The following is a 24,977-nucleotide window of genomic DNA, read 5'->3' as shown; positions in this document are numbered from 1 at the left end:
AAGATAAGAGAAAATGCACGTTTAGGAAGTGCTTTTAGGGTCAAATGCTTATCTTTAAGCAAAAAGCTATGCTGCTGAATATCTCCTATAACCGTCAAAAAATTCAGGAAAAAATATATGCTGAAGTGGGGCCTCCCTTCACCCTGTTTGAACGCATGAAATTAAAAGGCACCGGTTCGCCCAAACTTCATATAACTACAGCAAGCATCGATATTCACAATCTCCTGGTGCTCGATAACAACGCGAAAACCTGTAATGTAGAAATGAGGCCCAAAGGAATTATTGTAATGTTTCGGTCTCTTTTAGAAACCTATGCCCTTGTAATCCCATTTTACAAACTGCACCTTTATAAAGGCAAAGCCGAAGAATACTCACTTTACCGGGATCATTACCATATAAAAGTGAAGGCCGACACCCCGGCCATTCATAAATATTTTAAAAAGATACTGGACTATAAGGCAGACAATGCCCCTACCCAGGTGGAGGATCTTTAATTTAATTTAGGCAATTATTTAAGTAGTGTTTATTAACCCACAAATAAATATACTTTAATACACATTCCTGGGCTTTGCCGAATCTTTGCGGCAAAAACTATGGACATTTTCATTTATGTGTTTGCCGCACTTTTCTCGGTAATCAATCCATTGGGTACGGTTCCAATCTTTGTAGGTCTCACCACCGATTATGATTCTGCGGAAAGATCAAAAACTTCACTACTTACCGCCATAAATATTTTCGTAATTCTTACAATTTCTTTTTTCACCGGAAGATTCATCCTACAGTTCTTTGGGATAAGTATCGACTCACTTCGAATCGCCGGCGGATTGATTATCGTAAGCTCTGGTTTTGCCCTACTAACAGGGAGATTTACTAAGCATAAGGGAATGGACAAACCCCGGGTTAAAGATGATGCTTTTCAAAGGGAAGGGGTTTCCTTAACCCCACTGGCAATACCTATGCTGGCCGGCCCGGGTTCTATCTCCCTTTTAATTGGTTTGTTTGAGGAATATTCAGCATTAGAACAGCGATTTTATACTGTAGGCGCAATACTTGCGGTTTGTATTTCGACCTTTGTAGTATTGCATAGCGCTCATTATATAGTAAGAATTCTGGGAGCTTCAGGCATCAATGCAATTTCCCGTATAATTGGCTTTATAGTTATAGCTATTGGCATTGAATATATTAGTTCATCTATTGTAAATGTATTGCAGCTGATAATAAGTTAATTATCGCTTTTTAAAGGCCAGACCTCCAATTAAAGCGAGTACGCCAAAGGCAATCATCGCTATTGGTTGGGTTTTATCACCCTGGGCTTCTACCTGCAAAGGCCCGGCATCGATTGAAACTTCAGGAGTTACCAGGGTATATAATCCATATACAATTAAACCTACCCCAACTACTAACAAAACGATTTTAAGGACGTTATTCATTTTATAAAGTTTTTGTAAACCAAAGTGAAAGTAAGAATTAATCGGTAATTTAATACTGAAAAAACTTACAAATGCGAATACTGCTTACCGGAGCTAACGGTTATATAGGAATGAGACTTTTACCTCAGCTACTCGAATCGGGTCACGAGGTGGTTTGTGCTGTACGCAATAAAAATCGGTTTACTTCCAATAAAGAATTAAGGGAAAAGGTAGAGTTAGTAGAATTGGATTTTTTGAAAGATGATTCTGCCCCCGATATCATCAAAAACATAGACGCCGCCTATTATCTCATTCATTCCATGAGCGCTTCCACCAAAGATTTTGATGAACAGGAAGCCAGAGCAGCAAGGAATTTCAACAAAATAATGGCTGAAACTTCGGTGGAGCAGGTGATTTACCTAAGCGGAATTATTAATGAAGAGAAACTCTCAAAACATTTAAAGTCTCGGAAACAGGTGGAAGAAATCCTTTATAAGGGAAACTTTAAACTCACCGTTTTGCGGGCGGCAATTATCGTAGGCTCAGGAAGTTCTTCATTCGAGATTATAAGGGACCTCTGTGAAAAATTACCGGTGATGATCACCCCCAGCTGGGTGAGAACCAGGTGTCAACCCATTGCCATTCGGGATATCATTCAATTCCTAACCGGGGTTTTGGGCAACGAAAAGTGCTATAACGATTCATTTGATGTAGGTGGCCCCGATGTGCTCACCTACCAGGAAATGATGGAGGTATATGCGAAAATAAGAGGATTAAAACTCTGGATTATTGGGGTACCAGTAATGTCGCCCAAACTCTCGGCCTACTGGCTGTACTTTGTTACCTCTACTTCCTATAAACTCGCACAAAACCTGGTAGACAGTATGAAAATTGAGGTGGTAACCAACGACACCCGGCTTCAGGAAATTTTGAATATTAAACCGCTCACCTATGAGGAAGCCATAAAGCTGGCTTTCTTTAAAATTGAGCAAAATCAGGTGATTTCCAGCTGGAAAGATTCTTTAAGCAGTGGGAGATTCAGAAAAGATTTAAACAAATACATACAGGTGCCCACCTATGGCTGCCTGAAAGACGAACAATCTGTAAAAGTGGAAAATACCGAAATGGTGCTGGATCGAATATGGGCAATCGGCGGATTAAACGGCTGGTATTATGGAAACTGGCTTTGGAAGGTTCGTGGGTATATCGACAAATTATTTGGCGGAGTAGGTCTTCGTCGTGGCCGCACCCACCCCTCCCAAATCGCTGCAGGAGATAGTCTCGATTTCTGGAGGGTCTTACTGGCCGATAGAGAAGAGAAAAGATTATTATTATTTGCTGAAATGAAAGTTCCTGGAGAAGCCTGGCTGGAGTTTAAAATTGATGAAGAGAATGTGCTGCACCAAATCGCAACGTTTCGGCCTAAAGGAATTTGGGGCCGGCTTTACTGGTATGCGATGTATCCCTTTCATTATTTTATCTTTGAAGGAATGATCAATAAAATCGCTAAACCCGAAACTGAATAAAACGTTTGATTTTTGAAAATTAGCATTCTGCTTCAGAAGAATAAAGTTCTGGCAATTTCAACCGCTGTTTTGCTGATTTTCGCCTGTGTCATTTTTTTCTTTACAAAAGAATTTTACTCGGCCATAGAAACCGGATCCCTGTGGGTTCGGGAGGTTTTTGGCAGCTTTTATCTCTGGCTGGGATTGTTTTGCGTATTCTTTTTGTTAGCCATAGCCTTCTCAAAATATGGAAAAATTAGACTGGGCAACTCCCCTCCTGAATTTGGTCTCCTTGCTTGGAGCGCTATGCTATATAGTGCCGGTATGGGCGCAGGCATTTTACTAAGGGCTGTACAGGAACCGGTATTTATGTTCTTAAATCCTCCATTAAATACCGGGAGTAAAGCTGAAATCATTGCCCTGGAATACACTTTCTATCAATGGGGGTTTACAGCCTGGGCATTCTATGGAACCTTCGCACTGATTATTGGCTATTCGCTATTTGTGCGGAAAAATAGAATCAATCTAGGACAGAGTTTGCCCGTATTACAAAAGTCCAGATTGCTGCCCGCCGGAATAGATATTCTCACCATTCTTACCACTGTTTTTGGTTTGGTAGCAGCCATTGGGCTGGGCACCACGCAAATGGAAGGTGGCATTAGTCATTTGAGCGCTAAACCTGCGGGAGACATCAGAATAAGCCTTACATTGGTTTTCATAATTTCTCTAATCGCTTTTTTCTCTGCCTTTGCAGGATTGAATAAGGGAATAAAACGAATTTCTACCTGGAATATATTTTTAACGCTCGCCCTGCTGATCTTTGTTTTTGTACAGGCTGATATCGCCGCGATTTTATCGAACTTTTTTGTGTCGCTTTATCACTATATCATCCACTTTATTCCGCTTAGCCTGGCCTGGGGAGATTATAATCCCGGGAAAGATTTTTTAACCGATTGGACCTATTACTACTGGGCATTCTGGCTGGCCTGGGCACCTTTCACCGGAATTTTCATCGCCCGAATTTCCCGCGGAAGAAGCATACGGCAAATGATTTTAGGGGTTCTACTCATTCCCTCGCTGGGTAGTTTCTTCTGGTTTAGTGTATTTGGGTCGGTTTCTTTTGATCTCATAAATCAAATGCCCGGGTACCAGGGTGAATTTGATAATGTATTCACCTCTATTTTTGAGTTCTTCAGAAACTTTCCCGCATCGGGGCTTATTAATGTTTTGGTGGTAATACTACTGGCGGGTTTTTTAATTACTTCGGTAGATTCGGCAATTTTTGTATTGAGTATGTTTAGCGACCGTGGCAGAGAAAATCCTTCAAGAACCTATAAATTTATCTGGGCCCTTATTTTATTGATCTTTTCTGCAGCTATTATCATCCTGGGAAATGCAAAACCCGAATCCGATGTACTCACAGCAATGCAAAAATTTTTGATTATAAGTTCATTGCCCTTTGCGCTGTTTACCGGGGCGATGCTGCTTCTCTTCTTCCGGGAATTGCGCAGAATGAATTAGTTTTCAGGTTGCAGTCACAGTAGGCAGTAAAATTAAAAGTTTGCAAATACAATCCTGGTTTAGGGTTTCGGGTTTCAAAAACAGTTCAATTTTTAACAGAGATACTCATTAGAAATACCTACCGCCAACTGCTTACTGCAACTGAATATTGCTCACTGCATCTATGCTTTAGGCAAAAAGACTTCGGCCATCATACAACGGGCACTGCCGCCACCACAGGTTTCAATCACTTTTAAGTCGCTGCTCAAAATCTCGCAGTGCTTTTCTATTCTGGAAATCTGGTCTTTGGTTAAACTTTTATGAGCCTGCTCACTCATTACCAGATATTTCTTATCGAAAGCCCCCTGCACCTGAAGCATATTTCCGGCGAAATTATGCATTTGAGCTTCAGAAATTTCTATGATTTCCTTGCCATCCTGCTTTAAGTGCTTCAACACATTTTTACGCTCCTTTTTATCATCGATGCTGTCCAGGCAAATCACGGCAAAATTTTCAGCAAGGCACATCATCACATTGGTATGATAAATGGCTTTTCTGCGACCATCTACATCCTGATTGGCGGTAAAAATCACCGGGGTAAATTCGAAATCCTCGCAAAATTCGATTAATAAATCTTCATCGGCCCGGGGAGAAATCGCGCAGTAAGCTTTCCGGTTCACACGATCCAGCAGCAGGCTCCCTGTACCCTCCAAAAAAATATCATCTTCTTCGGCCGAGGTATAATCTATGATATTTGTAATTTTAAAACCTTCTTCTTCAAGTTTTGCAAAATATTCCAGGCGTCTTTCCTTTCTGCGGTTTTCGGCAAACATCGGATATAGCGCTATGTCGCCAGATTCATGAAAAGATACCCAGTTATTGGGAAAAATCGAATCGGGGGTATCGTCTTCCTTTACATCGTCTACCACAATTACATTCACCCCTACCGATCTCAACTTTTTGGCAAAAGCATCAAATTCTTCCTGAGCTTTTTCGTTTACGTTGGCATCGTTAATGGCTTCCTGAAAATAATTATTAACGGCAGTTTGCTCATTCATTCGAAAAGCTACCGGTCTAACCATTAAAATTGTATCTGTAATTTGTCGCATTTTATTCTCTAATTAACGGAAGGGTTGAACAACGCAACAGGCCTTCCTGTTTTGAAATTTCGGCATAAGGCACCTCTTCTACGGTGATGCCCTGTTCTCTGAGCCAGGTGTTTAGTCGGGTAAAATTCTTTTCAGAAATCACTACATCTTCAGAAATAGAGAAAATGTTAGAATTCATATTATACATCTCATCACGCGTAATCTCGAAAACATTCTCTTTTCCGAAGAAATTCACCAACCACTCATATTCATTTTCATCTAAAAAACCGCCTTTGTAGATAATCGCTTTATTCTTTCCCACCGGTTGAAAACAACAATCCAAATGCAGGGCATTATCGCGGGGCTCAGAATTCGATTTTCGCAAATTGAAAGAGACTAGCTTTTTATTTGGAAATAACTCCTGCAAAGCTCCTACAGCTTCTACATTAGTTCGGGCAGTAATAAAATCTTTATAATCGGCTCCTTTGTAAGTGCCCACAAAAATATAATCGCCGTGTGGCATCACATCCCCACCTTCTATATGAGCTTCTTCGGGTAATTTTATCACTTTCGAGGGATCGATTTCGGCAATTACGTGATTTATCGCTTCGATTTCCTGCTCGCGGTCGGGAAGTATATTCGACTTTATAAATTTATCATCGATCACAAAGGCAATATCCCGGGAGAAAATTTGATTATAATCCTTAATCACCTTAGGCCGAAAAACCTTTACATTGTGTTTTTCTAAAACCTTAGCCACAGCTTCCATCTCTTTTACCATATCGGCTTCAAGCGGATAAGTCCCCGCTTTGATATGTTCTTTAGATTTTGGGTCATAAGCTTCAGAAAATTCGGGTGTGGGGCCGCAGCTTTCGGCGGTTCCCAAAACCACAGCCTTCAAACGGCCGGTTTCATTTGTGATATGCAACTTCATATGCAAAATTTTGTCAAATATAGAAAAAGCCTCATCGTGAAATGAAGCTTTTCCTAATTGTATTAAAATTTCTGGATTTTACTAACGATTATCTACAGAAACAAATTCTCTGTGATTTGAACCGGTATAGATTTGACGTGGACGCCCAATTGGTTCTTTCTTAAGTCGCATTTCTCTCCATTGTGCGATCCAACCGGGAAGTCTCCCCAGTGCAAACATCACGGTAAACATCTCTACCGGAATGCCCAGGGCACGGTAAATAATACCCGAATAGAAATCTACGTTTGGATATAACTTTCTATCTACAAAATAAGAATCTTCAAGTGCTTCTTTTTCAAGACCTTTGGCAATTTCCAATACAGGATCTTCTACTCCAAGTTGAGCCAGTACATCATCGGCTGCTTTTTTGATGATTTTAGCACGGGGATCGAAATTCTTGTAAACTCTGTGACCAAAGCCCATTAGACGGAAAGGATCGTCTTTATCTTTGGCTTTTGCCATAAATTTCTTGGTATCCCCACCATCTTCCTTGATTTTCTCAAGCATTTCTATAACCGCCTGGTTGGCACCACCGTGTAGTGGCCCCCAAAGCGCAGAAATACCTGCTGAAATGGAAGCAAAAAGACCGGCGTGTGACGAACCAACCATTCTCACGGTAGAAGTAGAACAGTTTTGTTCGTGATCGGCGTGAAGAATTAGCAATTTGTCAAGCGCATCGATTACGGCCTGATTTACTTCATATTTCTTACCTGGTTTTTCAAACATCATTTTATGCAGATTCTCTACATAGCCCAAAGAATCATCTCCATAATTTAGCGGAAGACTTTTCTTCTTTCTCAGGGTCCAGGCGGCTAACACCGGGAATTTCCCAAGTATTTTAACGATGGCCTTGTACATAGCATCTTCAGAAGAAACATCTACTGAAGACGGATTAAATGCAATTAATGCAGAAGTAAGAGACGATAGCACGCCCATTGGGTGAGCCGATTTTGGGAAGCCGTCAAGGATCTTTTTCATTTCCTCATCAACTTCAGACTCTTCTTTGATATCTGAATAAAATTTATCCAGTTGTGTTTTGGTAGGAAGTTCTCCAAAAATCAACAAGTAGGCTACTTCGAGAAAATCGGCTTTTTCGGCCAGTTCTTCAATTGAATATCCCCGGTATCTTAAAATCCCTTTTTCACCATCGAGAAAGGTGATCGCACTTTCACAGCTTCCGGTATTTTTAAACCCGGGATCAAGAGTGATCACTCCCGATTCGCCACGTAAAGATTTAATATCTATTCCAAGTTCATTTTCGGTTCCTTCAACGACAGGAAACTCATATTTTTTCCCGTTTATTTCTAGTGTAGCTACTTTTGACATATCTTCTTTTATATACTAAATTCAACTAATTTTCAAGTGTTGCTAAATTACAAAATATAGGGCAAATTCTATATTATGCAGGCATAATATTTTGCTGAAATCCTACAATATCAGGCATTTTTTGCTAAAGTTTCATTAAAAAAAATCCCCTTTGAAAATTCTTCAAAGGGGATTGAAATTTCGCTTAAAACGAAATTAAATTTTAAAGGCATTTTGCTGCGGATAGTAAGCCACATCTCCAAGTTCTTCTTCAATGCGAAGTAACTGGTTATATTTTGCCATACGGTCACTTCTTGACGCAGAACCGGTTTTGATTTGACCGGTATTAAGCGCCACAGCAAGATCGGCGATGGTATTATCTTCGGTTTCTCCAGATCTGTGAGACATCACTGAAGTAAAGCCTGCATTATGGGCCATATTTACAGCAGCGATGGTTTCGGTTAGCGTTCCAATCTGGTTTACTTTAATAAGGATAGAGTTTGCAATTCCTTCTTTAATCCCTCTGCTTAATCTTTCTACATTGGTTACGAATAAATCGTCACCTACCAATTGCACTTTATCTCCTACCAGGTCGGTTAGCGCTTTCCATCCTTCCCAATCGTTTTCATCCATTCCATCTTCTATAGAGATAATTGGATACTTAGAAGCTAATTCGGCTAAATACTCAGCCTGTTCCTGGCTGGTTCTTACCTTGCCTGAGTCACCTTCAAATTTGGTGTAGTCATATTTCCCGTTTTCATAAAATTCAGCAGCAGCACAATCAAGAGCGATCATAACCTCGTCGCCTCCTTTGTAACCTGCGTTTTTGATAGCTTTTAAAATGGTATCCAGGGCATCTTCAGTCCCATCCAAAGTAGGTGCAAAACCACCTTCATCGCCCACTGCAGTGCTTAGCCCACGGTCGTGAAGTACTTTTTTAAGATGGTGGAAAATTTCAGTTCCCATTTTTAATGCTTCTGAAAAGCTTTCGGCTTTCACAGGCATTACCATAAACTCCTGAAATGCGATAGGCGCATCGGAGTGTGAGCCTCCATTAATAATATTCATCATAGGCACCGGAAGCGTATTGGCGCTAACCCCACCGATATAACGATATAATGGCAATCCAAGTTCATTAGCTGCGGCCTTTGCTACGGCAAGCGAAACTCCTAAAATAGCATTAGCTCCTAACTTGCTTTTATTGGGCGTACCATCAAGGTCGCGCATAGCCTGGTCTATGTGGTTTTGTTCGAATACAGAAAATCCAAGAAGTTTTTCAGCAATTACATTATTTACATTGTCTACGGCTTTAGACACTCCTTTGCCCATAAAATCATCCCCCCCATCACGAAGCTCCACAGCTTCGTGCTCTCCGGTTGAAGCACCCGAAGGAACGGCGGCTCTTCCCAGAACTCCATTTTCGGTTACAACATCTACTTCTACGGTAGGATTCCCTCGGGAATCAAAAATTTGACGGGCGTGTATATCTAAAATCGCGCTCATAATTATTTCTTTTTTAGTTAATTGTTGAAGTATGCAAGATACAAATAGCCCCTCAAAAAATCGAGCAAAGTCCGTAGTTTTAAAGCTATTATAACATTGAATTATTAACTCAAACGTTTTCTGAAAATCTGAAATTGTTTTTATTATTAAAATTCGCAGCTTAATTTTACTTAAACGATAAAAACTCAGTTATAGAGCAAATGAAAAAAGCTCAAAACCGGGGGTTTTGAGCTTTTAAATAATCTTCAACTTTAGAATTAGGCTTTCACCCTTTGAATTCTCTCTATAAATTCGTCGAATAAATAGCTGGCATCGTGAGGGCCCGGGCTGGCTTCAGGGTGATATTGCACCGAAAAACAATTTTTGCTTTTCATTGCGATACCTCCAACCGTATCGTCGTTTATACACAAATGAGTTATTTCTACATCGGGATGTGCTTCGGTTTCAGCTTTATCTACCGAGAATCCGTGGTTTTGAGATGTAATTTCTCCTTTTTTGGTTTTAAGATTTAAAACCGGGTGGTTAATCCCGCGGTGACCGTGATGCATCTTATAGGTTTTGATCCCGTTAGCTATGGCAATTACCTGGTGGCCAAGACAAATTCCAAATAAAGGATGATCTTTTTCAAGAATTTGTTTGGTTAATGAAATCGCGCTTTCAAGAGGCTGCGGATCACCAGGACCATTTGAAAGGAAATACCCATCTGGATTCCATTCACTCATTTCCTGGTAGGTCGCATTATAAGGATACACTTTTACATACACATCTCTTTCAGCCAGATTGCGAAGTATATTTTTCTTAATCCCAATATCGAGGGCGGCAACTTTGTACTTTGCATCTTTATTTCCGAAGAAATAAGGTTCTTTGGTCGAAACTTTAGAGGCAAGCTCCAGCCCATTCATATCGGGCACCAGCTTCAATTCTTCCTTCAAACCGTCGATATTATCAACATCGGTAGAGATGATCCCGTTCATCGCTCCGTTTTCTCTAATGTAGGTAACCAGAGCCCGGGTATCTACGTCCTGAATTCCAAAAATACCGCTTTCGTCCAGGAAAGTCTCCAGGGTAGAATCGGCTGCTGGGCGGGTTTGAACGTAGCTAAAATTCTTGCAGATAAGCCCCGAAATTTTAGCTTTATCTGATTCGTTCTCGTCTTTTAGAGTGCCATAATTCCCGATATGAGCATTGGTGGTTACCATAATTTGCCCGTAATAGGAAGGATCGGTGAAAATTTCCTGATATCCGGTCATTCCGGTGTTGAAACAAATTTCACCGGTGGCACTACCTTCTTTATTCCCAATAGATTTACCGTAAAATATAGTCCCGTCGGCTAAAAGGAGAATGGCTTTTCTTCGGTTTTGATATTTCATAGTTTTAAAATAGTATGTGTTGTTGTATTGAGATTTCCGTCTTCACGGAAATAGCGAATTTCACTTGAATATATAAAAAAAGGATAAACCCGAAAGTTTATCCTTTTTTGAATTGTTAAAAGAATGAATCATTTTATTCTTCTTTTTTATCCTCTTTTGGTGAAGATTTCTCTTCGGTTTTAGCTTCAGCTTTTGGAGCCGTAGTTTCAGAGGCTTTTTTCTTCCCAGCTCTACGAGTAGATTTTTTCTTCTCGGGTTTGCTTAGGTTATAAGTTTCGTTGTAATCTACCAGTTCGATAAGGGCCATATCGGCGTTATCTCCAAGACGATTACCTAATTTGATAACCCTGGTATAACCTCCGGGACGCTCTCCTACTTTAGGAGCCACATCACGGAATAATTCCGCAACAGCTTCTTTTTGGCGAAGTTTACTAAACACAATTCTACGATTGTGAGTAGTATCTTCTTTAGACTTGGTTATTAATGGCTCTACAAAAACTTTTAAAGCTTTTGCTTTGGCTACGGTGGTATTAATACGTTTGTGTTCGATTAGAGAACAAGCCATATTAGCCAGCATAGACTTTCTGTGAGCGGTTTTTCTACCTAAATGGTTTACTTTTTTTCCGTGTCTCATTTTTCTGTTCTTTTTTCATTTTCCCAAAGCGGGACTTCTGCCGGCTTTTATGGAAAACTACTGTATATTATTAGTCCTTATCTAATTTATATTTGGAAAGGTCCATCCCAAAATTAAGGCCTTTGTTGCTTACCAGTTCTTCAAGTTCGGTAAGAGATTTCTTTCCGAAGTTTCTAAACTTCATAAGATCGTTCTTATTGTAAGAAACAAGATCTCCAAGGGTATCTACCTCGGCTGCTTTCAAACAGTTTAGCGCACGAACCGAAAGGTCCATATCTACCAGTTTGGTTTTAAGCAACTGTCTCATATGAAGAGATTCCTCGTCATAGGTTTCAGTTTGAGCGATCTCATCGGCCTCCAGGGTTATGCGCTCATCAGAGAACAACATAAAGTGGTGGATTAGAGTTTTCGCTGCCTCGGTAAGAGCATCTTTAGGGTGAATAGAACCATCGCTTACGATTTCAAAAACCAGTTTTTCGTAATCGGTTTTTTGCTCTACACGATAGTTTTCGATGCTGTATTTTACATTCTTGATTGGAGTGTAAATAGCATCGGTAAAAATTGTACCTATAGCTGCATTGGACTTTTTATTTTCCTCGGCCGGAACATAACCTCTACCTTTTTCAACGGTAAGCTCCATAGTGAAGTTTACCTTTTTATCCATATGGCATATCACAAGATCGGGATTCAACACCTGAAATCCTGAGATAAACTTCTGGAAATGCCCTGCAGTAAGTTGGTCTTCACCAGAAACAGAAACAGTAACAGATTCGTTATCTATATCGTCTATTTGTCTCTTGAATCTTACCTGCTTAAGGTTAAGGATGATTTCTGTTACATCTTCTACCACTCCTGGAATTGAAGAGAACTCATGCTCCACCCCTTCAATACGAATAGAGGTGATCGCGAATCCTTCAAGAGAAGATAACAGTACTCTTCTTAAAGCGTTACCAACGGTTAATCCGTAGCCAGGTTCCAAAGGACGAAATTCAAATTTCCCTTCGAAATCGGTAGAATCAATCATTATAACTTTATCGGGCTTCTGAAAATTTAGTATTGCCATATTACGACTTCTGTGAATTATTACTTCGAATATAATTCGACGATGAATTGTTCATTTATATTTTCGGGGATCTGAATTCTTCCCGGTACAGAAACAAAAGTTCCTTCTTTCTTTTCGTTATTCCAGGTAATCCACTCATATACACTGCTTGAAGATGAAAGTGAATCCTGAATAGTTTGAAGTGATTTCGACTTCTCACGTACTCCAACAACATCTCCTGCCTTCAATTGGTAAGAAGGAATATTCACAAGCTCTCCGTTTACGGTGATGTGCCTGTGAGATACTAATTGTCTTGCAGCTCTTCTTGAAGGGGCAACACCCATACGGTAAACCACGTTATCTAAACGAGATTCACATAGCTGAAGCAATACCTCACCAGTAATTCCCTGGGCACGGGTTGCTTTCTTAAACATATTACTGAATTGACGCTCAAGAATACCATAAGTATACTTAGCCTTTTGCTTTTCCATAAGCTGGATAGCATATTCAGATTTTTTGCCACGACGACGGTTGTTCCCGTGCTGGCCTGGAGGATAATTTCTTTTCTCGAAAGATTTATCATCTCCAAAAATAGCTTCTCCGAATTTTCGGGCTATTTTGGTCTTTGGACCTCTATATCTTGCCATACAATTTAATTTAAAAGGAAAGGGATTATGAATTAAGGCATACGTCCTTCGATAATCTTAACTCCTCTCCCAAATGATAACTTAATAATTATACTCTACGTCTTTTTGGAGGACGACATCCATTGTGCGGAAGCGGGGTAACATCGATGATTTCGGTTACTTCAATCCCACTATTGTGAATGGTTCTAATAGCAGATTCTCTACCATTACCTGGGCCTTTCACATACACCTTCACTTTACGAAGACCGGCTTCGTGAGCTACTTTTGACGCATCTTCGGCTGCAAGCTGGGCAGCATAAGGAGTGTTCTTTTTTGAACCTCTAAAGCCCATCTTCCCGGCCGATGACCATGAAACAACATCACCGTTCTTATTGGTTAAAGAAATAATGATGTTATTAAAAGAAGCAGTAACATGTGCCTGTCCTACCGACTCAACCGCTACCTTGCGTTTCTTTTGGGTTGTCTTCTTTGCCATACTACTTATTATTTAGTTGCCTTTTTCTTGTTAGCAACTGTTTTTCTTCTACCTTTTCTGGTTCTCGAGTTATTCTTGGTACGTTGACCTCTTAGCGGTAAACCGGTACGGTGACGAATACCACGGTAGCATCCAATATCCATTAGACGCTTAATACTCATTTGAACCTCAGTACGTAATTCTCCTTCGATTGTAAAGTTACCAACGGCTTCACGAATACGACCAATTTCATCGTCGTTCCAGTCTGAAACTTTCTTGCTTTCGTCTACTTTGGCTTCAGCCAGGATCTTTTGAGCCCTGCTTTTTCCAATTCCGAAGATATAGGTCAATGCTATAACTCCTCGCTTTTGTTTTGGTATATCAACCCCTGCAATTCTTGCCATAATTAGCCTTGTCTTTGTTTAAATCTAGGATTCTTTTTGTTAATTACGTAAAGCCTGCCTTTTCTGCGCACAATTTTGCACTCGGCACTTCTCTTCTTTATTGATGCTCTTACTTTCATCTCTTTAGGTTTTTGAAATTTCCCGTACTGCTCCTTTAGGAGAGCGGAAGATTTGCTATCCATAAATTTTCAGGTTGCAAAAGTACTGAAAATTTTATAAATAGCTCAAATTACTTTTAGTATCTGTAGGTTATACGAGCTTTACTTAAATCGTAAGGGCTCATTTCCAGTTTTACTTTATCTCCGGGCAATAATTTAATATAATGCATTCGCATTTTTCCCGAGATGTGTGCAGTCACTACGTGACCGTTTTCGAGTTCTACACGAAACATTGCGTTAGACAATGCTTCAATAATAGTTCCGTCTTGTTCTATTGCCGGTTGTTTTGCCATAATTAAGCTACTGCTTTTCTGTTTTTACCTGTTTTCATCAATCCGTCATAGTGGCGGTTTAGCAAGTATGAGTTTACCTGCTGCATGGTGTCTATTGCAACTCCAACCATAATTAAAAGCGAGGTACCTCCAAAAAACAATGCCCAACCAGCCTGCACACCTAATAACTGATACACTACAGCCGGGAACACGGCGATAAGTGCCAGGAATATAGATCCCGGAAGGGTAATTTGAGACATGATCCTGTCAAGGAAATCTGCCGTTTCAGACCCTGGACGAATCCCTGGAATGAAACCACCACTTCTTTTAAGATCGTCAGCCATTTTATTAGTGGGCACAGTAATCGCTGTGTAGAAATATGTAAACACAATGATCAATAATGCAAACACCACATTATACCAGAAACCAAACATATCACTAAAGGCCGCGGTGACACCCTGAGCGGTTTCCGAATCTGAAAGACCGGCCACAGCTGCAGGAATAAACATAATAGCCTGAGCAAATATAATTGGCATTACCCCCGAAGCATTAAGCTTTAAAGGGATATACTGGCGCGAACCAAATACATTCTTTTCGTATCCACCAGAAGCTGTTCTTCGGGCGTACTGTACTGGGATTTGTCTTACCGCCATTACCAGCATAACCGATGCCATAATGATAGCAAACCAAATCACCAATTCGATAAGGATCATAATTAGTCCTCCATTAGATTCAAATACTCTGGAAGCGAATTCCTGAATAAATGCCTGTGGAAGGGTTGCAATAATCCCCACCATAATCAATAATGAAATACCATTACCAATACCCTTATCTGTAATTTTCTCTCCAAGCCACATCGCGAAAATACAACCTGTAGTTAGTATGATTACCGCAGAGGCCACGAAGGTCACAGTATCTCCCAACAGAAATGCGCTTTGAGGCAGAGTAGCGAATAAATTATAAATATACCCGGGCCCCTGCACCAAAGTAATGGCGATGGTTAACCATCGGGTAATTTGATTAATCTTTCTTCTACCGCTCTCACCTTCTTTTTGTAGCTTTTGTAAATAAGGAATTGCGATTCCCATTAACTGCACTACAATAGAAGCTGATATATATGGCATAATTCCCAGAGCAAATACCGATGCATTAGAAAATGCACCCCCGGTAAACGCGTTAAGGAGGCCCAAAAGGCCTCCCTCGGTTTGATTTGCCAGGTTAGCAAGCTGTGAAGCATCTATCCCGGGAAGCACTACCTGCGCTCCAAAACGATATACCAATAACAAACCGAGGGTTACAAGAATACGATTCTTTAACTCCTCGATTTTCCAAATATTTTTGATAGTATTGATGAATTTCATTTGGCTTATCTATTATAAAGTAACAACTTCACCTCCGGCAGCTTCGATAGCTTCTTTCGCTGAGGCAGTAAATTTATGAACAGATATTTTCAACTTAGCCTTTAATTCTCCTCTACCTAATATCTTTATAAGATCGTTTTTACCTGCAACCCCGTTTTCAACCAGGCTATTTACATCTACAGTATCTTTAATTTTACCTTCATCAACTAAACGTTGAAGGGTATCCAGGTTTACACCCTGGTACTGTTTACGATTCCTGTTGTTGAATCCGAATTTAGGCACACGGCGTTGAAGTGGCATTTGCCCACCTTCAAAACCAATCTTTTTAGAATAACCAGAACGTGATTTGGCCCCTTTGTGTCCTCGTGTGGCAGTACCACCTTTCCCAGATCCCTCTCCACGACCAATTCGCTTACTGTTATTTCTAACTGAACCCTCTGCAGGTTTTAAGTTACTTAAATCCATGTGATATTATTATTTTGTTTCCTCTACAGAAACTAAATGTTTAACTTTATTTACCATACCAAGGATGTTTGGCGTATCGGCGTGCTCAACAGTCTGGCCTATTCTCTTAAGCCCAAGTGATTCAAGAACCAACTTTTGATTCTTTGAACGGTTGATCGCACTTTTTACTTTGGTTACTTTTATCTTTCCCATCTCTGTCCTTGATTTATCCTTTGAAAACCTTATCTAACGAAATACCACGTTGCTTGGCTACGGTTTCTGCACTTCTTAACTGAAGCAGCGCATCGAAAGTAGCTTTTACCACGTTATGCGGGTTCGAAGATCCCTGGTTCTTTGAAAGTACATCGTGTACCCCAACCGATTCTAATACGGCACGAATCGCACCACCGGCAATAATCCCGGTACCGGCAGAAGCTGGAAGAAGCAATACTCTTGCACCACCGTACTTACCTTTTTGCTCGTGAGGAAGGGTTCCTTTATTCAAAGGAATACGCACCAAATTCTTCTTGGCATCTTCAACGGCTTTGGAGATAGCATCGGCAACTTCTTTAGATTTTCCTAAACCCTGGCCAACTACTCCATTCTCGTCTCCTACCACTACGATAGCAGAAAATCCAAATGCTCTACCACCTTTAGTAACTTTGGTAACACGTTGTACTCCTACCAAACGGTCTTTTAATTCAAGCCCGCCCGGTTTTACATGTTCTACGTTTTTATAATCTTGATACATAACTTTCTTAGAATTTTAGTCCTCCTTCGCGAGCACCTTCGGCTAATGATTTAACTCTTCCGTGGTACAAATAGCCACCTCTATCGAAAGAAATGGTTTCTATACCGGCCTTAAGGGCCTTCTCGGCGATGGTTTTTCCCACCAGCTCAGCCTGTTTAGACTTATTTTCTTCACCAGAGATATCTTTATCTCTTGAAGAAGCTGCCACCAAAGTTTTGCCTTCAACATCATCTATAATCTGAGCATAAATTTCTTTATTGCTTCTGAAAACAGATAATCTTGGACGACTTTGGGTACCCGCAACACCTGCACGAATACGCTTCCTGATCTTATTTCTTCTATCTTGTTTTGAAACTGCCATATCTAAACTTTATTAAGCTGATTTACCTGCTTTTCTACGAATTTGCTCACCAACAAACTTAATTCCTTTTCCTTTATAAGGCTCAGGAGCTCTGAATGATCGTATTTTTGCAGCCACCTGGCCCACGAGTTGTTTATCGTATGAAGTTAATTTCACGATAGGGTTTTTCCCTTTTTCTGAAATAGTTTCAACTTTTACCTCGGGCGCCAAATCTATTACAATATTGTGAGAGTACCCAACAGCCAAATCTAATTTTTGACCCTGGTTAGAAGCACGGTAACCTACACCAACTAATTCTAATTGTTTAGTATACCCGTTGCTTACTCCTTCAATCATATTACTAACCAAAGCACGATATAGACCATGCTTTGCTTTTTGATCGCTTTTCTCTGAAGAGCGCTCGAATCTAATTACACCATCTTCTATTGAAAGATCGATGTCTTTAATTTCCTGCTTCAACTCTCCTAATTTTCCTTTTACCGTTACAATACCGTCCTTGTAATCTACATTTACACCTTCAGGGATTGTAATTGGGCTTTTACCTATTCTTGACATTTCTTAAGTCTTTTAAGTATTAGTAAACGTAACACAATACTTCACCACCCACTTTTTCGGCTTTGGCCTGCTTTCCTGTCATCACTCCTTTTGAAGTAGACACGATTGCAATTCCCAATCCGTTAAGGATACGTGGTAATTCATTGGTACCGGCATACTTTCGTAGACCTGGCTTACTTATTCGCTGAATTTCTTTAATTACCGGCTCTTTAGTTTCTTTATCGTACTTAAGAGCGATCTTGATGCTTCCCTGTGCGGTACTGTCATCAAACTTGTAACTAAGAATATATCCCTGATCGAATAATATTTTAGTGATCTCTTTCTTAAGATTAGAAGCAGGGATTTCTACCACCCGGTGGTTAGCTGCCACTGCATTTCTAATCCTGGTCAAATAATCTGCAATAGGATCTGTATTCATCTATAGATATTTGCGAATGTGGTTTTCTCCCGGTCTATCCGGTAGAACCTTCATTCAATTTATAATTTTACCAACTTGCTTTTCTTACTCCGGGAATAAGGCCTTTGTTAGCCATTTCTCTAAACATTACACGAGAAAGTCCAAACTGTCTCATGTAACCTTTAGGTCTTCCGGTTAATTTACAACGATTGTGCAAACGTACAGGAGAAGCGTTTTTTGGCAATTTTTGTAATGCTTCATAATCGCCTGCTTCTTTAAGAGCAGCACGCTTCTCAGCATATTTCTTTACCATTTTTTGGCGCTTCACCTCACGGGCTTTCATTGATTCTTTAGCCATAATTAATTCTTTTTAAAGGGTAATCCCAGTTCGGTTAACAATGATTTTGCTTCCTTATCGGTTTTTGCGGTCGTCACAAAAGTGATGTCCATCCCGGCAATTCGGTTTACCTTATCGATGTCGATCTCAGGAAAAATGATTTGCTCGGTTACCCCAAGATTGTAATTTCCTCTTCCATCAAAACCATTGGCTTTAATTCCGTTGAAATCACGAACACGTGGAAGTGCCGAGGTGATCAACCTATCAAGGAATTCATACATTCTATAACCTCTTAGAGTTACTTTAGCTCCAATAGGCATTCCTTTACGAAGTTTAAAGGAAGCAACATCCTTTTTAGAAATGGTTTGCACCGCTTTTTGACCGGTAATTGCAGTAAGTTCGTCTACTGCGTGGTCAATAAGTTTTTTGTCTGCTACAGCTGCACCAACGCCACGGCTCAAAACTATTTTTTCGAGTTTTGGGATCTCCATTACGTTTTGGTAGCTGAATTCTTCTTTAAGCGCAGATTTAACTCTGTCGTTATACTCTGCTTTAAGTCTTGGTACGTATGCCATAACTAAATTACTTCATTAGATTTTTTAGAAAATCTCACTTTCTTCCCATCTTCTTCTCTATATCCAACTCTGGTGGCATCACCTTTCTTGTCTACAAGAGCCAGGTTAGAAATATGAATAGGAGCTTCTTTCTTTACTATCCCACCCTGTGGATTGGCAGCACTAGGCTTTTCATGCTTAGATACTGTGTTTACACCTTCCACGATGGCTTTATTTTTTTCTAAAAATACCTTTTGTACTTTACCTTCCTGACCTTTATGGTCACCGGCCATTACACGCACGGTATCTCCAGTTTTTATTTTAAGCTTTCTCATTTTTTGATGTATTAAAGCACTTCAGGTGCCAATGATACAATTTTCATGAATTGCTTATCACGAAGTTCTCTTGCCACAGGTCCAAATACACGGGTACCGCGCATTTCACCTTGTGGATTTAAAAGCACACAGGCATTATCGTCAAAACGAATATAAGATCCGTCTGGTCTGCGTACTTCTTTTTTGGTACGAACAACTACTGCTGTTGAAACTGCACCCTTTTTGATATTTCCGTTAGGTGTAGCTTCTTTTACACTGACAACTATCTTGTCTCCAACAGAAGCGTATCTTTTCTTTGTACCTCCCAATACTCTAATGGTCAAAACTTCTTTGGCCCCGGTATTGTCTGCTACTCTTAGTCTAGACTCTTGTTGTACCATAATTACTTCGCTCTTTCAATTATTTCTACTAATCTCCAACATTTTGACTTACTCATAGGTCGTGTTTCCATGATCCTAACGGTATCGCCTTCGTTGCAGTCGTTTTTCTCGTCGTGAGCTACGTATTTCTTCGTTTTCAAAACGAATTTTCCGTACATAGGGTGTTTTACTTTCTTAACCTCAGAAACCACGATCGATTTCTGCATTTTATTACTGGTAACAACACCTATACGCTCTTTTCTTAAATTTCTTTTTTCCATGTTCAGCAGAATAACACTTATTGTTGTTCTCTTTTATTTAACTCTGTAGCAAGTCTCGCTATACTTCTTCTTACAGTTCTTAACTGTATTGGGTTCTCTAATGGCGAAACCGCGTGAGCCATTTTTAAATCTGAATATGCTTTTCTAGATTTACCAAGCTCTTCTTTTAATTCTGCCACAGAAAATTCTTTAACTTCTGATTGTTTCATAACGTATAAATATTAAGCCTGATAATCTCTAGCTACAATAAACTTAGTTCTTACAGGAAGTTTTTGAGCGGCTAACCTTAACGCTTCTTTCGCAACGTCTAATGGCACACCACCAATTTCAAACATAATTCTTCCTGGTTTGACAACAGCGGCCCAGTATTCAACAGCACCTTTACCTTTACCCATACGTACCTCAAGAGGCTTTTTGGTGATAGGCTTGTCTGGAAATATCTTGATCCAAAGCGAACCTTCCCTTTTCATATAACGGGTAGCGGCAATACGCGCTGCCTCGATTTGACGGGCGGTAATAAAGCTTGAATCCATAGATTTCAATCCAAAGGTACCATTTGAAAGACGATGCCCTCTTTGAGACACCCCTTTCATACGGCCTTTTTGTTGCTTGCGGTATTTTGTTCTTTTAGGTTGTAACATTTTTCTTTACTTTAAAAAATTACTTTCTACGACGTGATTTGTTACCACCTCGTCCGGCAGCGGGTTTTCCACCTTGTTTTTTGGCCAGGCCAACAAGCGGAGAAAGTTCCCTCTTTCCGTAAACTTCGCCTTTCATGATCCATACTTTAACACCCAATCTACCGTAGGTAGTGTGAGCTTCAACCAAAGCATAGTCAATATCGGCCCTAAAAGTAGACAAAGGAATACGCCCATCTTTATAAGATTCTGAACGTGCCATTTCAGCACCGTTTAGACGACCGGAGATCTCAATTTTGATACCTTCAGCGTTCATTCTCATTGCAGCCGCAATAGCCATTTTAATTGCACGACGATAAGAGATACGATTCTCGATTTGTCTTGCTACACTCGATGCTACCAAATGCGCATCAAGCTCAGGCCTTTTAATTTCAAAGATGTTAATTTGAACCTCCTTGTCTGTGATCTTCTTAAGCTCTTCTTTAAGCTTGTCTACCTCCTGGCCACCTTTTCCGATAATAATACCGGGACGGGCAGTGGTGATAGTAACGGTTACAAGCTTAAGGGTACGCTCAATGATTACCCGTGATACACTCGCTTTAGAGAGACGAGCATGGATATATTTTCTAATCTTATCGTCTTCGGCAAGTTTGTCGCCGTAGTCATTTCCTCCATACCAGTTGGATTCCCATCCTCTAATGATACCAAGGCGATTCCCGATTGGATTTGTTTTTTGTCCCATACTCTTACTTAGCTTTGTGTATTATTGTTTTCTCCAAGCACCAAAGTAACGTGGTTGGATCTTTTTCTAATTCGGTGTGCACGACCCTGTGGTGCAGGACGAAGCCTCTTAAGCATTGCTCCTCCATCTACACGGATCTCCTTTACAAAAAGTTCAGCATCTTCAAGACTGGCTTCTTCATTCTTAGCCTGCCAGTTGGCAATAGCTGAAAGAAGAAGTTTCTCAAGACGACCTGAAGCTTCTTTTTGGCTGAATTTCAATATTTGAAGCGCTTTTTCTACTTTTTCTCCCCTTACCAGATCTGCAACTAAACGCATCTTTCTTGGGGAAGTAGGGCAGTTATTCAACTTTGCAAAGGCCACATCTTTCCTGGCATCTTTTATTTGCTCTGCTCTTTCTCTTTTACGAACTCCCATAGCTTCAATTATTTTTTACCTTTATTTTTCGCACCAGCATGACCTCTAAAAGAGCGTGTTGGTGAAAATTCTCCTAGTTTATGACCTACCATGTTCTCGGTTACATACACAGGAATAAATTGTTTCCCATTATGAACCGCGATGGTTTGCCCAACGAAATCTGGAGTAATCATAGATGCACGAGACCAGGTTTTGATCACAGCTTTCTTTCCAGACTCAACATTTTGAGCAACCTTCTTGTCTAATTTATAGTGAACGTAAGGTCCCTTTTTTAATGAACGTGCCATATCTTATTATTTCTTTCTACGTTCTACAATATATTTATTACTCGCTTTTGTTCTTGATCGGGTTTTAAATCCTTTAGCAGGTAAACCTTTTCTTGAACGTGGGTGACCTCCTGAAGCTCTACCTTCACCACCACCCATTGGGTGATCAATCGGGTTCATAGCAACAGGTCTGGTTCTTGGTCTTCTACCCAACCATCTACTTCTACCGGCCTTACCTGAAATTTGCAGCTGGTGGTCACTGTTTGAAACAGCACCAATAGTTGCCATACAGGTAGACAGGATTCTTCTAATTTCTCCTGAAGGAAGTTTAATGGTTGCATATTTACCTTCTCTAGCTAAAAGCTGAGCGAAAGCTCCTGCGCTTCTAGCCATAACTGCACCCTGACCGGCTCTAAGTTCGATACAAGAAATGATAGTACCTAGCGGGATATTAGCCAAAGGCATTGCATTTCCAATTTCTGGAGCTGCAGCCTCTTTGCTGGATACTACATTTTGTCCAACCTGTAAACCATTTTGAGCAACAATATATCTCTTCTCGCCATCCTGATAGTTCAATAAAGCGATAAAGGCAGTTCGGTTTGGATCATATTCAATGCTAGCCACGGTAGCAGGGATTCCCTGCTTGTCGCGCTTAAAATCGATAATTCTGTAACGTCTTTTATGACCACCACCTTTATAGCGTATGGTCATCTTTCCCTGACTGTTTCTACCACCCGACTTTTTGATCGGAGCCAAAAGGCTTTTCTCCGGCTTATCAGTAGTAATGGCGTCAAACCCATTTACTACTCTAAAACGCTGTCCAGGTGTGATTGGTTTTAATTTTCTAACTGACATTTTTTAATCTTAAAGATTATTGTATAGATCAATAGTTTCACCTTCCGCCACCTGTACCAGTGCTTTTTTATAAGCATTGGTTTTACCAGTGATCATTCCAGACTTGGTATACTTAGTCTTTCGATCTGGGCGAACATTAATAGTACGAACTTTTTCAACTGAAACTCCATAAGCAGCTTCCACTGCATTTTTTATTTCAATTTTGTTGGCCTTACTATTTACCACGAAACCATAACGATTGTTTAGCTCGCTATCTGAAGTGGCTTTTTCCGTAATAATTGGTTTTATTAAGATATTCATAAGGCTTATTTACTTAAATTCGACTCAATTCCTTCCAGAGAACCCTCAAGAATAACAATATTCTTAGCGTTCAGTATTCTGTAAGTACTTAATTCTGAGGAGCTTACAACATCAGACCCCTTAAAATTACGTGACGACAAATATACGTTTTTATTTGACTCTCCCAATACTACCAGTGATTTTTTGTCCTGAATACCAAGGGCTTTCAAAAATTCAAGGTAATTTTTAGTCTTTGGAGCATCGAATGAAAAATCTTCTACTACAGTGATTTCATTATTCTTTGCTTTAAGACTTAAGGCCGATTTTCTGGCAAGACGCTTAAGGTTTTTATTCAATTTGAACCCATAGTTTCTTGGTCTTGGTCCAAAAATACGCCCACCTCCTCTAAAAACAGGAGATTTTATACTACCTGCACGTGCAGTACCAGTACCCTTTTGTTTTTTAATCTTACGGGTACTTCCTTTAATTTCGGCACGTTCTTTAGCCTTATGAGTTCCCTGACGTTGATTGGCAAGATATTGCTTCACATCCAGGTAAACAGCATGCTCATTAGGCTCTACACCAAAAACAGCATCAGAAAGATTTGCCTTTCTGCCTGTTTCTTTTCCTTTTATATCTAAAACTGCTACTTCCATTACTTGCTAATGATTACGTAAGAGTTCTTATGACCAGGAACAGCACCTTTCACTACGATAAGGTTTTTATCTGCCACTACTTTCAAAACTCTCAGGTTTTCTACTTTTACTTGATCACCACCCATTCTACCGGCCATCTTCATTCCTTTGAAAACTCTCGCAGGATAAGAAGCTGCACCAATAGAACCCGGGGCTCTTAATCGGTTGTGCTGCCCGTGAGTAGCCTGACCCACACCACCAAAACCGTGTCTTTTTACTACCCCTTGAAAACCTTTTCCTTTGGAAGTTCCAGACACGTCTACGAACTCACCTTCTCTAAAGTGTTCTACAGTGATAGCGTCACCTAATTTAAAATCTCCTTCAAATCCCTTGAATTCAACGACTTTACGCTTTGCAACGCTTCCTGCTTTTTTGGCGTGCCCTTCGGCAGCTTTATTTGCAGTCTTTTTGTCATCGAAACCAAGTTGAAGTGCTTCATACCCGTCAACCTCTTTGGTTCTGACTTGGGTAACTACGCAAGGACCTGCTTCGATTACGGTACACGGGATGTTTTTCCCGTTCTCGTCGAAAATGCTGGTCATGCCTACTTTTTTACCTATTAACCCAGACATAAATTAATTATTGATTATTACTTAATTGATTATTAAAAAAATTCAGGGCAGAAAAATACTTTCGCCCTGAATGTATTTTTCTCCGTTTTTCCCTCGCCAACTGCTTGGGACATGTAATCTTGAGTTTTGCTCAAGAGATCCCGAAACAAGTTCGGGATGTATTCAACTATGGTTTTCCGGAAAAACCGGAAAACCAGGTTTCATCACACTTTGATTTCTACTTCAACCCCACTTGGCAATTCAAGCTTCATCAACGCATCGATGGTTTTTGAAGATGAACTGTAGATATCCAGAAGTCTTTTGTAAGAGCTAAGCTGAAACTGCTCTCTGGATTTCTTGTTTACGTGAGGAGAACGCAAAACAGTAAATAATTTCTTGTGCGTTGGCAACGGAATAGGACCGGTTACCACAGCACCAGTGGTTTTTACAGTCTTTACGATCTTCTCGGCCGATTTATCAACCAGGTTGTGATCGTAGGATTTTAATTTTATTCTGATTTTTTGACTCATTTTCCT

39 protein-coding genes are annotated in these 24,977 nt (G+C 40.2%); 4 read left to right on the top strand and 35 right to left on the bottom strand.

Annotated features, from left to right (window positions below):
- The first annotated feature begins 68 nt into the window (after positions 1-68).
- Together ACW6QP_RS12495 and ACW6QP_RS12490 are read left to right on the top strand one after the other, a co-directional pair.
- A complete protein-coding gene (locus tag ACW6QP_RS12495) occupies positions 69-494 on the top strand; it encodes a hypothetical protein (RefSeq protein WP_457911205.1) in 426 nt (141 codons plus the stop codon).
- A 99-nt stretch (positions 495-593) separates the two neighbouring features.
- Complete coding sequence (locus tag ACW6QP_RS12490; protein WP_457911204.1) at positions 594-1,226, top strand: MarC family protein; 633 nt, start codon at positions 594-596, stop codon at positions 1,224-1,226.
- Here ACW6QP_RS12490 and ACW6QP_RS12485 read toward each other — a convergent pair whose 3' ends face one another.
- Positions 1,227-1,430, bottom strand: coding sequence for a hypothetical protein (locus ACW6QP_RS12485; RefSeq protein WP_457911203.1), 204 nt, complete (start codon positions 1,428-1,430; stop codon positions 1,227-1,229).
- A 71-nt stretch (positions 1,431-1,501) separates the two neighbouring features.
- On the opposite strand from ACW6QP_RS12485, the gene ACW6QP_RS12480 reads away from it, so the two are divergent.
- Complete coding sequence (locus tag ACW6QP_RS12480; protein WP_457911202.1) at positions 1,502-2,935, top strand: SDR family oxidoreductase; 1,434 nt, start codon at positions 1,502-1,504, stop codon at positions 2,933-2,935.
- A 12-nt stretch (positions 2,936-2,947) separates the two neighbouring features.
- Positions 2,948-4,435 (top strand): BCCT family transporter, encoded by a 1,488-nt coding sequence (locus tag ACW6QP_RS12475; RefSeq protein WP_457911201.1) that lies wholly within the window; start codon positions 2,948-2,950, stop codon positions 4,433-4,435.
- A 161-nt stretch (positions 4,436-4,596) separates the two neighbouring features.
- Here the strand turns inward: ACW6QP_RS12475 and ctlX are convergent, their stop codons facing one another.
- The 34 genes from ctlX to rpsJ all read right to left on the bottom strand — a co-directional run bounded on the left by ctlX (position 4,597) and on the right by rpsJ (position 24,971).
- On the bottom strand, positions 4,597-5,523 hold the full coding sequence (gene ctlX / locus ACW6QP_RS12470) for a citrulline utilization hydrolase CtlX (RefSeq protein ID WP_457911200.1): 927 nt from the start codon (positions 5,521-5,523) through the stop codon (positions 4,597-4,599).
- Position 5,524: 1 nt separating this feature from the next.
- On the bottom strand, positions 5,525-6,436 hold the full coding sequence (locus tag ACW6QP_RS12465; RefSeq protein ID WP_457911199.1) for a dimethylarginine dimethylaminohydrolase family protein: 912 nt from the start codon (positions 6,434-6,436) through the stop codon (positions 5,525-5,527).
- An 81-nt stretch (positions 6,437-6,517) separates the two neighbouring features.
- Positions 6,518-7,801 (bottom strand): citrate synthase, encoded by a 1,284-nt coding sequence (locus tag ACW6QP_RS12460; protein WP_457911198.1) that lies wholly within the window; start codon positions 7,799-7,801, stop codon positions 6,518-6,520.
- Positions 7,802-7,996: 195 nt separating this feature from the next.
- On the bottom strand, positions 7,997-9,283 hold the full coding sequence (gene eno, locus ACW6QP_RS12455) for a phosphopyruvate hydratase (protein ID WP_457911197.1): 1,287 nt from the start codon (positions 9,281-9,283) through the stop codon (positions 7,997-7,999).
- 257 nt (positions 9,284-9,540) lie between these two features.
- On the bottom strand, positions 9,541-10,653 hold the full coding sequence (carA, locus tag ACW6QP_RS12450; protein ID WP_457911196.1) for a glutamine-hydrolyzing carbamoyl-phosphate synthase small subunit: 1,113 nt from the start codon (positions 10,651-10,653) through the stop codon (positions 9,541-9,543).
- Between the two features lie 133 nt (positions 10,654-10,786).
- Positions 10,787-11,287 (bottom strand): 50S ribosomal protein L17, encoded by a 501-nt coding sequence (rplQ, locus tag ACW6QP_RS12445; protein WP_457911195.1) that lies wholly within the window; start codon positions 11,285-11,287, stop codon positions 10,787-10,789.
- Between the two features lie 70 nt (positions 11,288-11,357).
- A complete protein-coding gene (locus ACW6QP_RS12440) occupies positions 11,358-12,350 on the bottom strand; it encodes a DNA-directed RNA polymerase subunit alpha (RefSeq protein ID WP_457911194.1) in 993 nt (330 codons plus the stop codon).
- Between the two features lie 20 nt (positions 12,351-12,370).
- Positions 12,371-12,976, bottom strand: coding sequence for a 30S ribosomal protein S4 (gene rpsD / locus ACW6QP_RS12435; RefSeq protein ID WP_457911193.1), 606 nt, complete (start codon positions 12,974-12,976; stop codon positions 12,371-12,373).
- Positions 12,977-13,064: 88 nt separating this feature from the next.
- Positions 13,065-13,451 carry a 30S ribosomal protein S11 gene (gene rpsK, locus ACW6QP_RS12430; RefSeq protein WP_457911192.1) on the bottom strand — a complete coding sequence of 129 codons (387 nt, stop codon included), beginning with the start codon at positions 13,449-13,451 and terminating at the stop codon, positions 13,065-13,067.
- Positions 13,452-13,459: 8 nt separating this feature from the next.
- A complete protein-coding gene (gene rpsM, locus ACW6QP_RS12425; protein ID WP_457911191.1) occupies positions 13,460-13,834 on the bottom strand; it encodes a 30S ribosomal protein S13 in 375 nt (124 codons plus the stop codon).
- 2 nt (positions 13,835-13,836) lie between these two features.
- Complete coding sequence (ykgO, locus tag ACW6QP_RS12420) at positions 13,837-13,953, bottom strand: type B 50S ribosomal protein L36 (protein WP_013621733.1); 117 nt, start codon at positions 13,951-13,953, stop codon at positions 13,837-13,839.
- A gap of 116 nt (positions 13,954-14,069) precedes the next feature.
- Complete coding sequence (infA, locus tag ACW6QP_RS12415; RefSeq protein WP_013073244.1) at positions 14,070-14,285, bottom strand: translation initiation factor IF-1; 216 nt, start codon at positions 14,283-14,285, stop codon at positions 14,070-14,072.
- A gap of 2 nt (positions 14,286-14,287) precedes the next feature.
- Positions 14,288-15,625: a preprotein translocase subunit SecY gene (gene secY / locus ACW6QP_RS12410; RefSeq protein ID WP_457911190.1), complete on the bottom strand. Its 1,338-nt coding sequence runs from the start codon at positions 15,623-15,625 to the stop codon at positions 14,288-14,290.
- 12 nt (positions 15,626-15,637) lie between these two features.
- A complete protein-coding gene (rplO, locus tag ACW6QP_RS12405; protein WP_457911189.1) occupies positions 15,638-16,090 on the bottom strand; it encodes a 50S ribosomal protein L15 in 453 nt (150 codons plus the stop codon).
- Between the two features lie 9 nt (positions 16,091-16,099).
- A complete protein-coding gene (gene rpmD / locus ACW6QP_RS12400) occupies positions 16,100-16,282 on the bottom strand; it encodes a 50S ribosomal protein L30 (RefSeq protein WP_457911188.1) in 183 nt (60 codons plus the stop codon).
- Positions 16,283-16,295: 13 nt separating this feature from the next.
- Positions 16,296-16,820 carry a 30S ribosomal protein S5 gene (gene rpsE / locus ACW6QP_RS12395; protein ID WP_457911187.1) on the bottom strand — a complete coding sequence of 175 codons (525 nt, stop codon included), beginning with the start codon at positions 16,818-16,820 and terminating at the stop codon, positions 16,296-16,298.
- A gap of 7 nt (positions 16,821-16,827) precedes the next feature.
- Positions 16,828-17,181 carry a 50S ribosomal protein L18 gene (gene rplR, locus ACW6QP_RS12390; protein WP_457911186.1) on the bottom strand — a complete coding sequence of 118 codons (354 nt, stop codon included), beginning with the start codon at positions 17,179-17,181 and terminating at the stop codon, positions 16,828-16,830.
- 12 nt (positions 17,182-17,193) lie between these two features.
- Complete coding sequence (gene rplF / locus ACW6QP_RS12385; protein ID WP_457911185.1) at positions 17,194-17,736, bottom strand: 50S ribosomal protein L6; 543 nt, start codon at positions 17,734-17,736, stop codon at positions 17,194-17,196.
- Between the two features lie 19 nt (positions 17,737-17,755).
- Complete coding sequence (rpsH, locus tag ACW6QP_RS12380; protein WP_457911184.1) at positions 17,756-18,154, bottom strand: 30S ribosomal protein S8; 399 nt, start codon at positions 18,152-18,154, stop codon at positions 17,756-17,758.
- A gap of 67 nt (positions 18,155-18,221) precedes the next feature.
- Complete coding sequence (gene rpsN, locus ACW6QP_RS12375) at positions 18,222-18,491, bottom strand: 30S ribosomal protein S14 (protein WP_457911183.1); 270 nt, start codon at positions 18,489-18,491, stop codon at positions 18,222-18,224.
- Positions 18,492-18,493: 2 nt separating this feature from the next.
- Entirely contained in the window at positions 18,494-19,045 is a 552-nt protein-coding gene (gene rplE, locus ACW6QP_RS12370) for a 50S ribosomal protein L5 (RefSeq protein ID WP_457911182.1), read from the bottom strand.
- Between the two features lie 2 nt (positions 19,046-19,047).
- A complete protein-coding gene (rplX, locus tag ACW6QP_RS12365) occupies positions 19,048-19,359 on the bottom strand; it encodes a 50S ribosomal protein L24 (protein ID WP_457911181.1) in 312 nt (103 codons plus the stop codon).
- Positions 19,360-19,370: 11 nt separating this feature from the next.
- Positions 19,371-19,739 (bottom strand): 50S ribosomal protein L14, encoded by a 369-nt coding sequence (gene rplN, locus ACW6QP_RS12360; protein ID WP_457911180.1) that lies wholly within the window; start codon positions 19,737-19,739, stop codon positions 19,371-19,373.
- 2 nt (positions 19,740-19,741) lie between these two features.
- Complete coding sequence (rpsQ, locus tag ACW6QP_RS12355; RefSeq protein WP_013073256.1) at positions 19,742-19,999, bottom strand: 30S ribosomal protein S17; 258 nt, start codon at positions 19,997-19,999, stop codon at positions 19,742-19,744.
- A gap of 17 nt (positions 20,000-20,016) precedes the next feature.
- Positions 20,017-20,208, bottom strand: coding sequence for a 50S ribosomal protein L29 (gene rpmC / locus ACW6QP_RS12350; RefSeq protein WP_457911179.1), 192 nt, complete (start codon positions 20,206-20,208; stop codon positions 20,017-20,019).
- Between the two features lie 12 nt (positions 20,209-20,220).
- Positions 20,221-20,640: a 50S ribosomal protein L16 gene (rplP, locus tag ACW6QP_RS12345; RefSeq protein ID WP_457911178.1), complete on the bottom strand. Its 420-nt coding sequence runs from the start codon at positions 20,638-20,640 to the stop codon at positions 20,221-20,223.
- Positions 20,641-20,659: 19 nt separating this feature from the next.
- The gene (rpsC, locus tag ACW6QP_RS12340; protein ID WP_457911177.1) at positions 20,660-21,379 is read right to left on the bottom strand and encodes a 30S ribosomal protein S3; all 720 of its coding nucleotides are present in this window, start codon (positions 21,377-21,379) and stop codon (positions 20,660-20,662) included.
- Between the two features lie 8 nt (positions 21,380-21,387).
- On the bottom strand, positions 21,388-21,795 hold the full coding sequence (rplV, locus tag ACW6QP_RS12335; RefSeq protein WP_457911176.1) for a 50S ribosomal protein L22: 408 nt from the start codon (positions 21,793-21,795) through the stop codon (positions 21,388-21,390).
- A gap of 8 nt (positions 21,796-21,803) precedes the next feature.
- Positions 21,804-22,082 (bottom strand): 30S ribosomal protein S19, encoded by a 279-nt coding sequence (gene rpsS / locus ACW6QP_RS12330; protein ID WP_457911175.1) that lies wholly within the window; start codon positions 22,080-22,082, stop codon positions 21,804-21,806.
- 6 nt (positions 22,083-22,088) lie between these two features.
- Positions 22,089-22,916: a 50S ribosomal protein L2 gene (rplB, locus tag ACW6QP_RS12325; RefSeq protein ID WP_457911174.1), complete on the bottom strand. Its 828-nt coding sequence runs from the start codon at positions 22,914-22,916 to the stop codon at positions 22,089-22,091.
- A gap of 9 nt (positions 22,917-22,925) precedes the next feature.
- Entirely contained in the window at positions 22,926-23,216 is a 291-nt protein-coding gene (rplW, locus tag ACW6QP_RS12320; protein WP_457911173.1) for a 50S ribosomal protein L23, read from the bottom strand.
- A gap of 5 nt (positions 23,217-23,221) precedes the next feature.
- Positions 23,222-23,851, bottom strand: coding sequence for a 50S ribosomal protein L4 (rplD, locus tag ACW6QP_RS12315; protein WP_457911172.1), 630 nt, complete (start codon positions 23,849-23,851; stop codon positions 23,222-23,224).
- Positions 23,851-24,462, bottom strand: a complete 612-nt coding sequence (gene rplC / locus ACW6QP_RS12310) for a 50S ribosomal protein L3 (protein ID WP_457911171.1) — start codon at positions 24,460-24,462, stop codon at positions 23,851-23,853. Before rplC ends, rplD begins: the two co-directional genes overlap by 1 nt.
- 203 nt (positions 24,463-24,665) lie before the next feature.
- Positions 24,666-24,971: a 30S ribosomal protein S10 gene (gene rpsJ, locus ACW6QP_RS12305; protein ID WP_072318085.1), complete on the bottom strand. Its 306-nt coding sequence runs from the start codon at positions 24,969-24,971 to the stop codon at positions 24,666-24,668.
- Between the last annotated feature and the right edge of the window lie 6 nt (positions 24,972-24,977).

Source organism: Salegentibacter haimaensis, from assembly GCF_054121495.1.
Note: the sequence above shows the minus strand (reverse complement) of the source record. Positions and strands in the feature narration are given on the sequence as shown.

Excerpts from the sequence above, each read along its gene's own strand:
- ACW6QP_RS12495 (WP_457911205.1), top strand. The coding sequence starts at position 69 with ATGCTGCTGAATATCTCCTATAACCGTCAAAAAATTCAGGAAAAAATA.
- ACW6QP_RS12490 (WP_457911204.1), top strand. The coding sequence starts at position 594 with ATGGACATTTTCATTTATGTGTTTGCCGCACTTTTCTCGGTAATCAAT.
- ACW6QP_RS12485 (WP_457911203.1), bottom strand. The coding sequence starts at position 1,430 with ATGAATAACGTCCTTAAAATCGTTTTGTTAGTAGTTGGGGTAGGTTTA.
- ACW6QP_RS12480 (WP_457911202.1), top strand. The coding sequence starts at position 1,502 with ATGCGAATACTGCTTACCGGAGCTAACGGTTATATAGGAATGAGACTT.
- ctlX (WP_457911200.1), bottom strand. The coding sequence starts at position 5,523 with ATGCGACAAATTACAGATACAATTTTAATGGTTAGACCGGTAGCTTTT.
- ACW6QP_RS12465 (WP_457911199.1), bottom strand. The coding sequence starts at position 6,436 with ATGAAGTTGCATATCACAAATGAAACCGGCCGTTTGAAGGCTGTGGTT.
- ACW6QP_RS12460 (WP_457911198.1), bottom strand. The coding sequence starts at position 7,801 with ATGTCAAAAGTAGCTACACTAGAAATAAACGGGAAAAAATATGAGTTT.
- eno (WP_457911197.1), bottom strand. The coding sequence starts at position 9,283 with ATGAGCGCGATTTTAGATATACACGCCCGTCAAATTTTTGATTCCCGA.
- carA (WP_457911196.1), bottom strand. The coding sequence starts at position 10,653 with ATGAAATATCAAAACCGAAGAAAAGCCATTCTCCTTTTAGCCGACGGG.
- rplQ (WP_457911195.1), bottom strand. The coding sequence starts at position 11,287 with ATGAGACACGGAAAAAAAGTAAACCATTTAGGTAGAAAAACCGCTCAC.
- ACW6QP_RS12440 (WP_457911194.1), bottom strand. The coding sequence starts at position 12,350 with ATGGCAATACTAAATTTTCAGAAGCCCGATAAAGTTATAATGATTGAT.
- rpsD (WP_457911193.1), bottom strand. The coding sequence starts at position 12,976 with ATGGCAAGATATAGAGGTCCAAAGACCAAAATAGCCCGAAAATTCGGA.
- rpsK (WP_457911192.1), bottom strand. The coding sequence starts at position 13,451 with ATGGCAAAGAAGACAACCCAAAAGAAACGCAAGGTAGCGGTTGAGTCG.
- rpsM (WP_457911191.1), bottom strand. The coding sequence starts at position 13,834 with ATGGCAAGAATTGCAGGGGTTGATATACCAAAACAAAAGCGAGGAGTT.
- ykgO (WP_013621733.1), bottom strand. The coding sequence starts at position 13,953 with ATGAAAGTAAGAGCATCAATAAAGAAGAGAAGTGCCGAGTGCAAAATT.
- infA (WP_013073244.1), bottom strand. The coding sequence starts at position 14,285 with ATGGCAAAACAACCGGCAATAGAACAAGACGGAACTATTATTGAAGCA.
- secY (WP_457911190.1), bottom strand. The coding sequence starts at position 15,625 with ATGAAATTCATCAATACTATCAAAAATATTTGGAAAATCGAGGAGTTA.
- rplO (WP_457911189.1), bottom strand. The coding sequence starts at position 16,090 with ATGGATTTAAGTAACTTAAAACCTGCAGAGGGTTCAGTTAGAAATAAC.
- rpmD (WP_457911188.1), bottom strand. The coding sequence starts at position 16,282 with ATGGGAAAGATAAAAGTAACCAAAGTAAAAAGTGCGATCAACCGTTCA.
- rpsE (WP_457911187.1), bottom strand. The coding sequence starts at position 16,820 with ATGTATCAAGATTATAAAAACGTAGAACATGTAAAACCGGGCGGGCTT.
- rplR (WP_457911186.1), bottom strand. The coding sequence starts at position 17,181 with ATGGCAGTTTCAAAACAAGATAGAAGAAATAAGATCAGGAAGCGTATT.
- rplF (WP_457911185.1), bottom strand. The coding sequence starts at position 17,736 with ATGTCAAGAATAGGTAAAAGCCCAATTACAATCCCTGAAGGTGTAAAT.
- rpsH (WP_457911184.1), bottom strand. The coding sequence starts at position 18,154 with ATGAATACAGATCCTATTGCAGATTATTTGACCAGGATTAGAAATGCA.
- rpsN (WP_457911183.1), bottom strand. The coding sequence starts at position 18,491 with ATGGCTAAAGAATCAATGAAAGCCCGTGAGGTGAAGCGCCAAAAAATG.
- rplE (WP_457911182.1), bottom strand. The coding sequence starts at position 19,045 with ATGGCATACGTACCAAGACTTAAAGCAGAGTATAACGACAGAGTTAAA.
- rplX (WP_457911181.1), bottom strand. The coding sequence starts at position 19,359 with ATGAGAAAGCTTAAAATAAAAACTGGAGATACCGTGCGTGTAATGGCC.
- rplN (WP_457911180.1), bottom strand. The coding sequence starts at position 19,739 with ATGGTACAACAAGAGTCTAGACTAAGAGTAGCAGACAATACCGGGGCC.
- rpsQ (WP_013073256.1), bottom strand. The coding sequence starts at position 19,999 with ATGGAAAAAAGAAATTTAAGAAAAGAGCGTATAGGTGTTGTTACCAGT.
- rpmC (WP_457911179.1), bottom strand. The coding sequence starts at position 20,208 with ATGAAACAATCAGAAGTTAAAGAATTTTCTGTGGCAGAATTAAAAGAA.
- rplP (WP_457911178.1), bottom strand. The coding sequence starts at position 20,640 with ATGTTACAACCTAAAAGAACAAAATACCGCAAGCAACAAAAAGGCCGT.
- rpsC (WP_457911177.1), bottom strand. The coding sequence starts at position 21,379 with ATGGGACAAAAAACAAATCCAATCGGGAATCGCCTTGGTATCATTAGA.
- rplV (WP_457911176.1), bottom strand. The coding sequence starts at position 21,795 with ATGGGAGTTCGTAAAAGAGAAAGAGCAGAGCAAATAAAAGATGCCAGG.
- rpsS (WP_457911175.1), bottom strand. The coding sequence starts at position 22,082 with ATGGCACGTTCATTAAAAAAGGGACCTTACGTTCACTATAAATTAGAC.
- rplB (WP_457911174.1), bottom strand. The coding sequence starts at position 22,916 with ATGTCAGTTAGAAAATTAAAACCAATCACACCTGGACAGCGTTTTAGA.
- rplW (WP_457911173.1), bottom strand. The coding sequence starts at position 23,216 with ATGAATATCTTAATAAAACCAATTATTACGGAAAAAGCCACTTCAGAT.
- rplD (WP_457911172.1), bottom strand. The coding sequence starts at position 23,851 with ATGGAAGTAGCAGTTTTAGATATAAAAGGAAAAGAAACAGGCAGAAAG.
- rplC (WP_457911171.1), bottom strand. The coding sequence starts at position 24,462 with ATGTCTGGGTTAATAGGTAAAAAAGTAGGCATGACCAGCATTTTCGAC.
- rpsJ (WP_072318085.1), bottom strand. The coding sequence starts at position 24,971 with ATGAGTCAAAAAATCAGAATAAAATTAAAATCCTACGATCACAACCTG.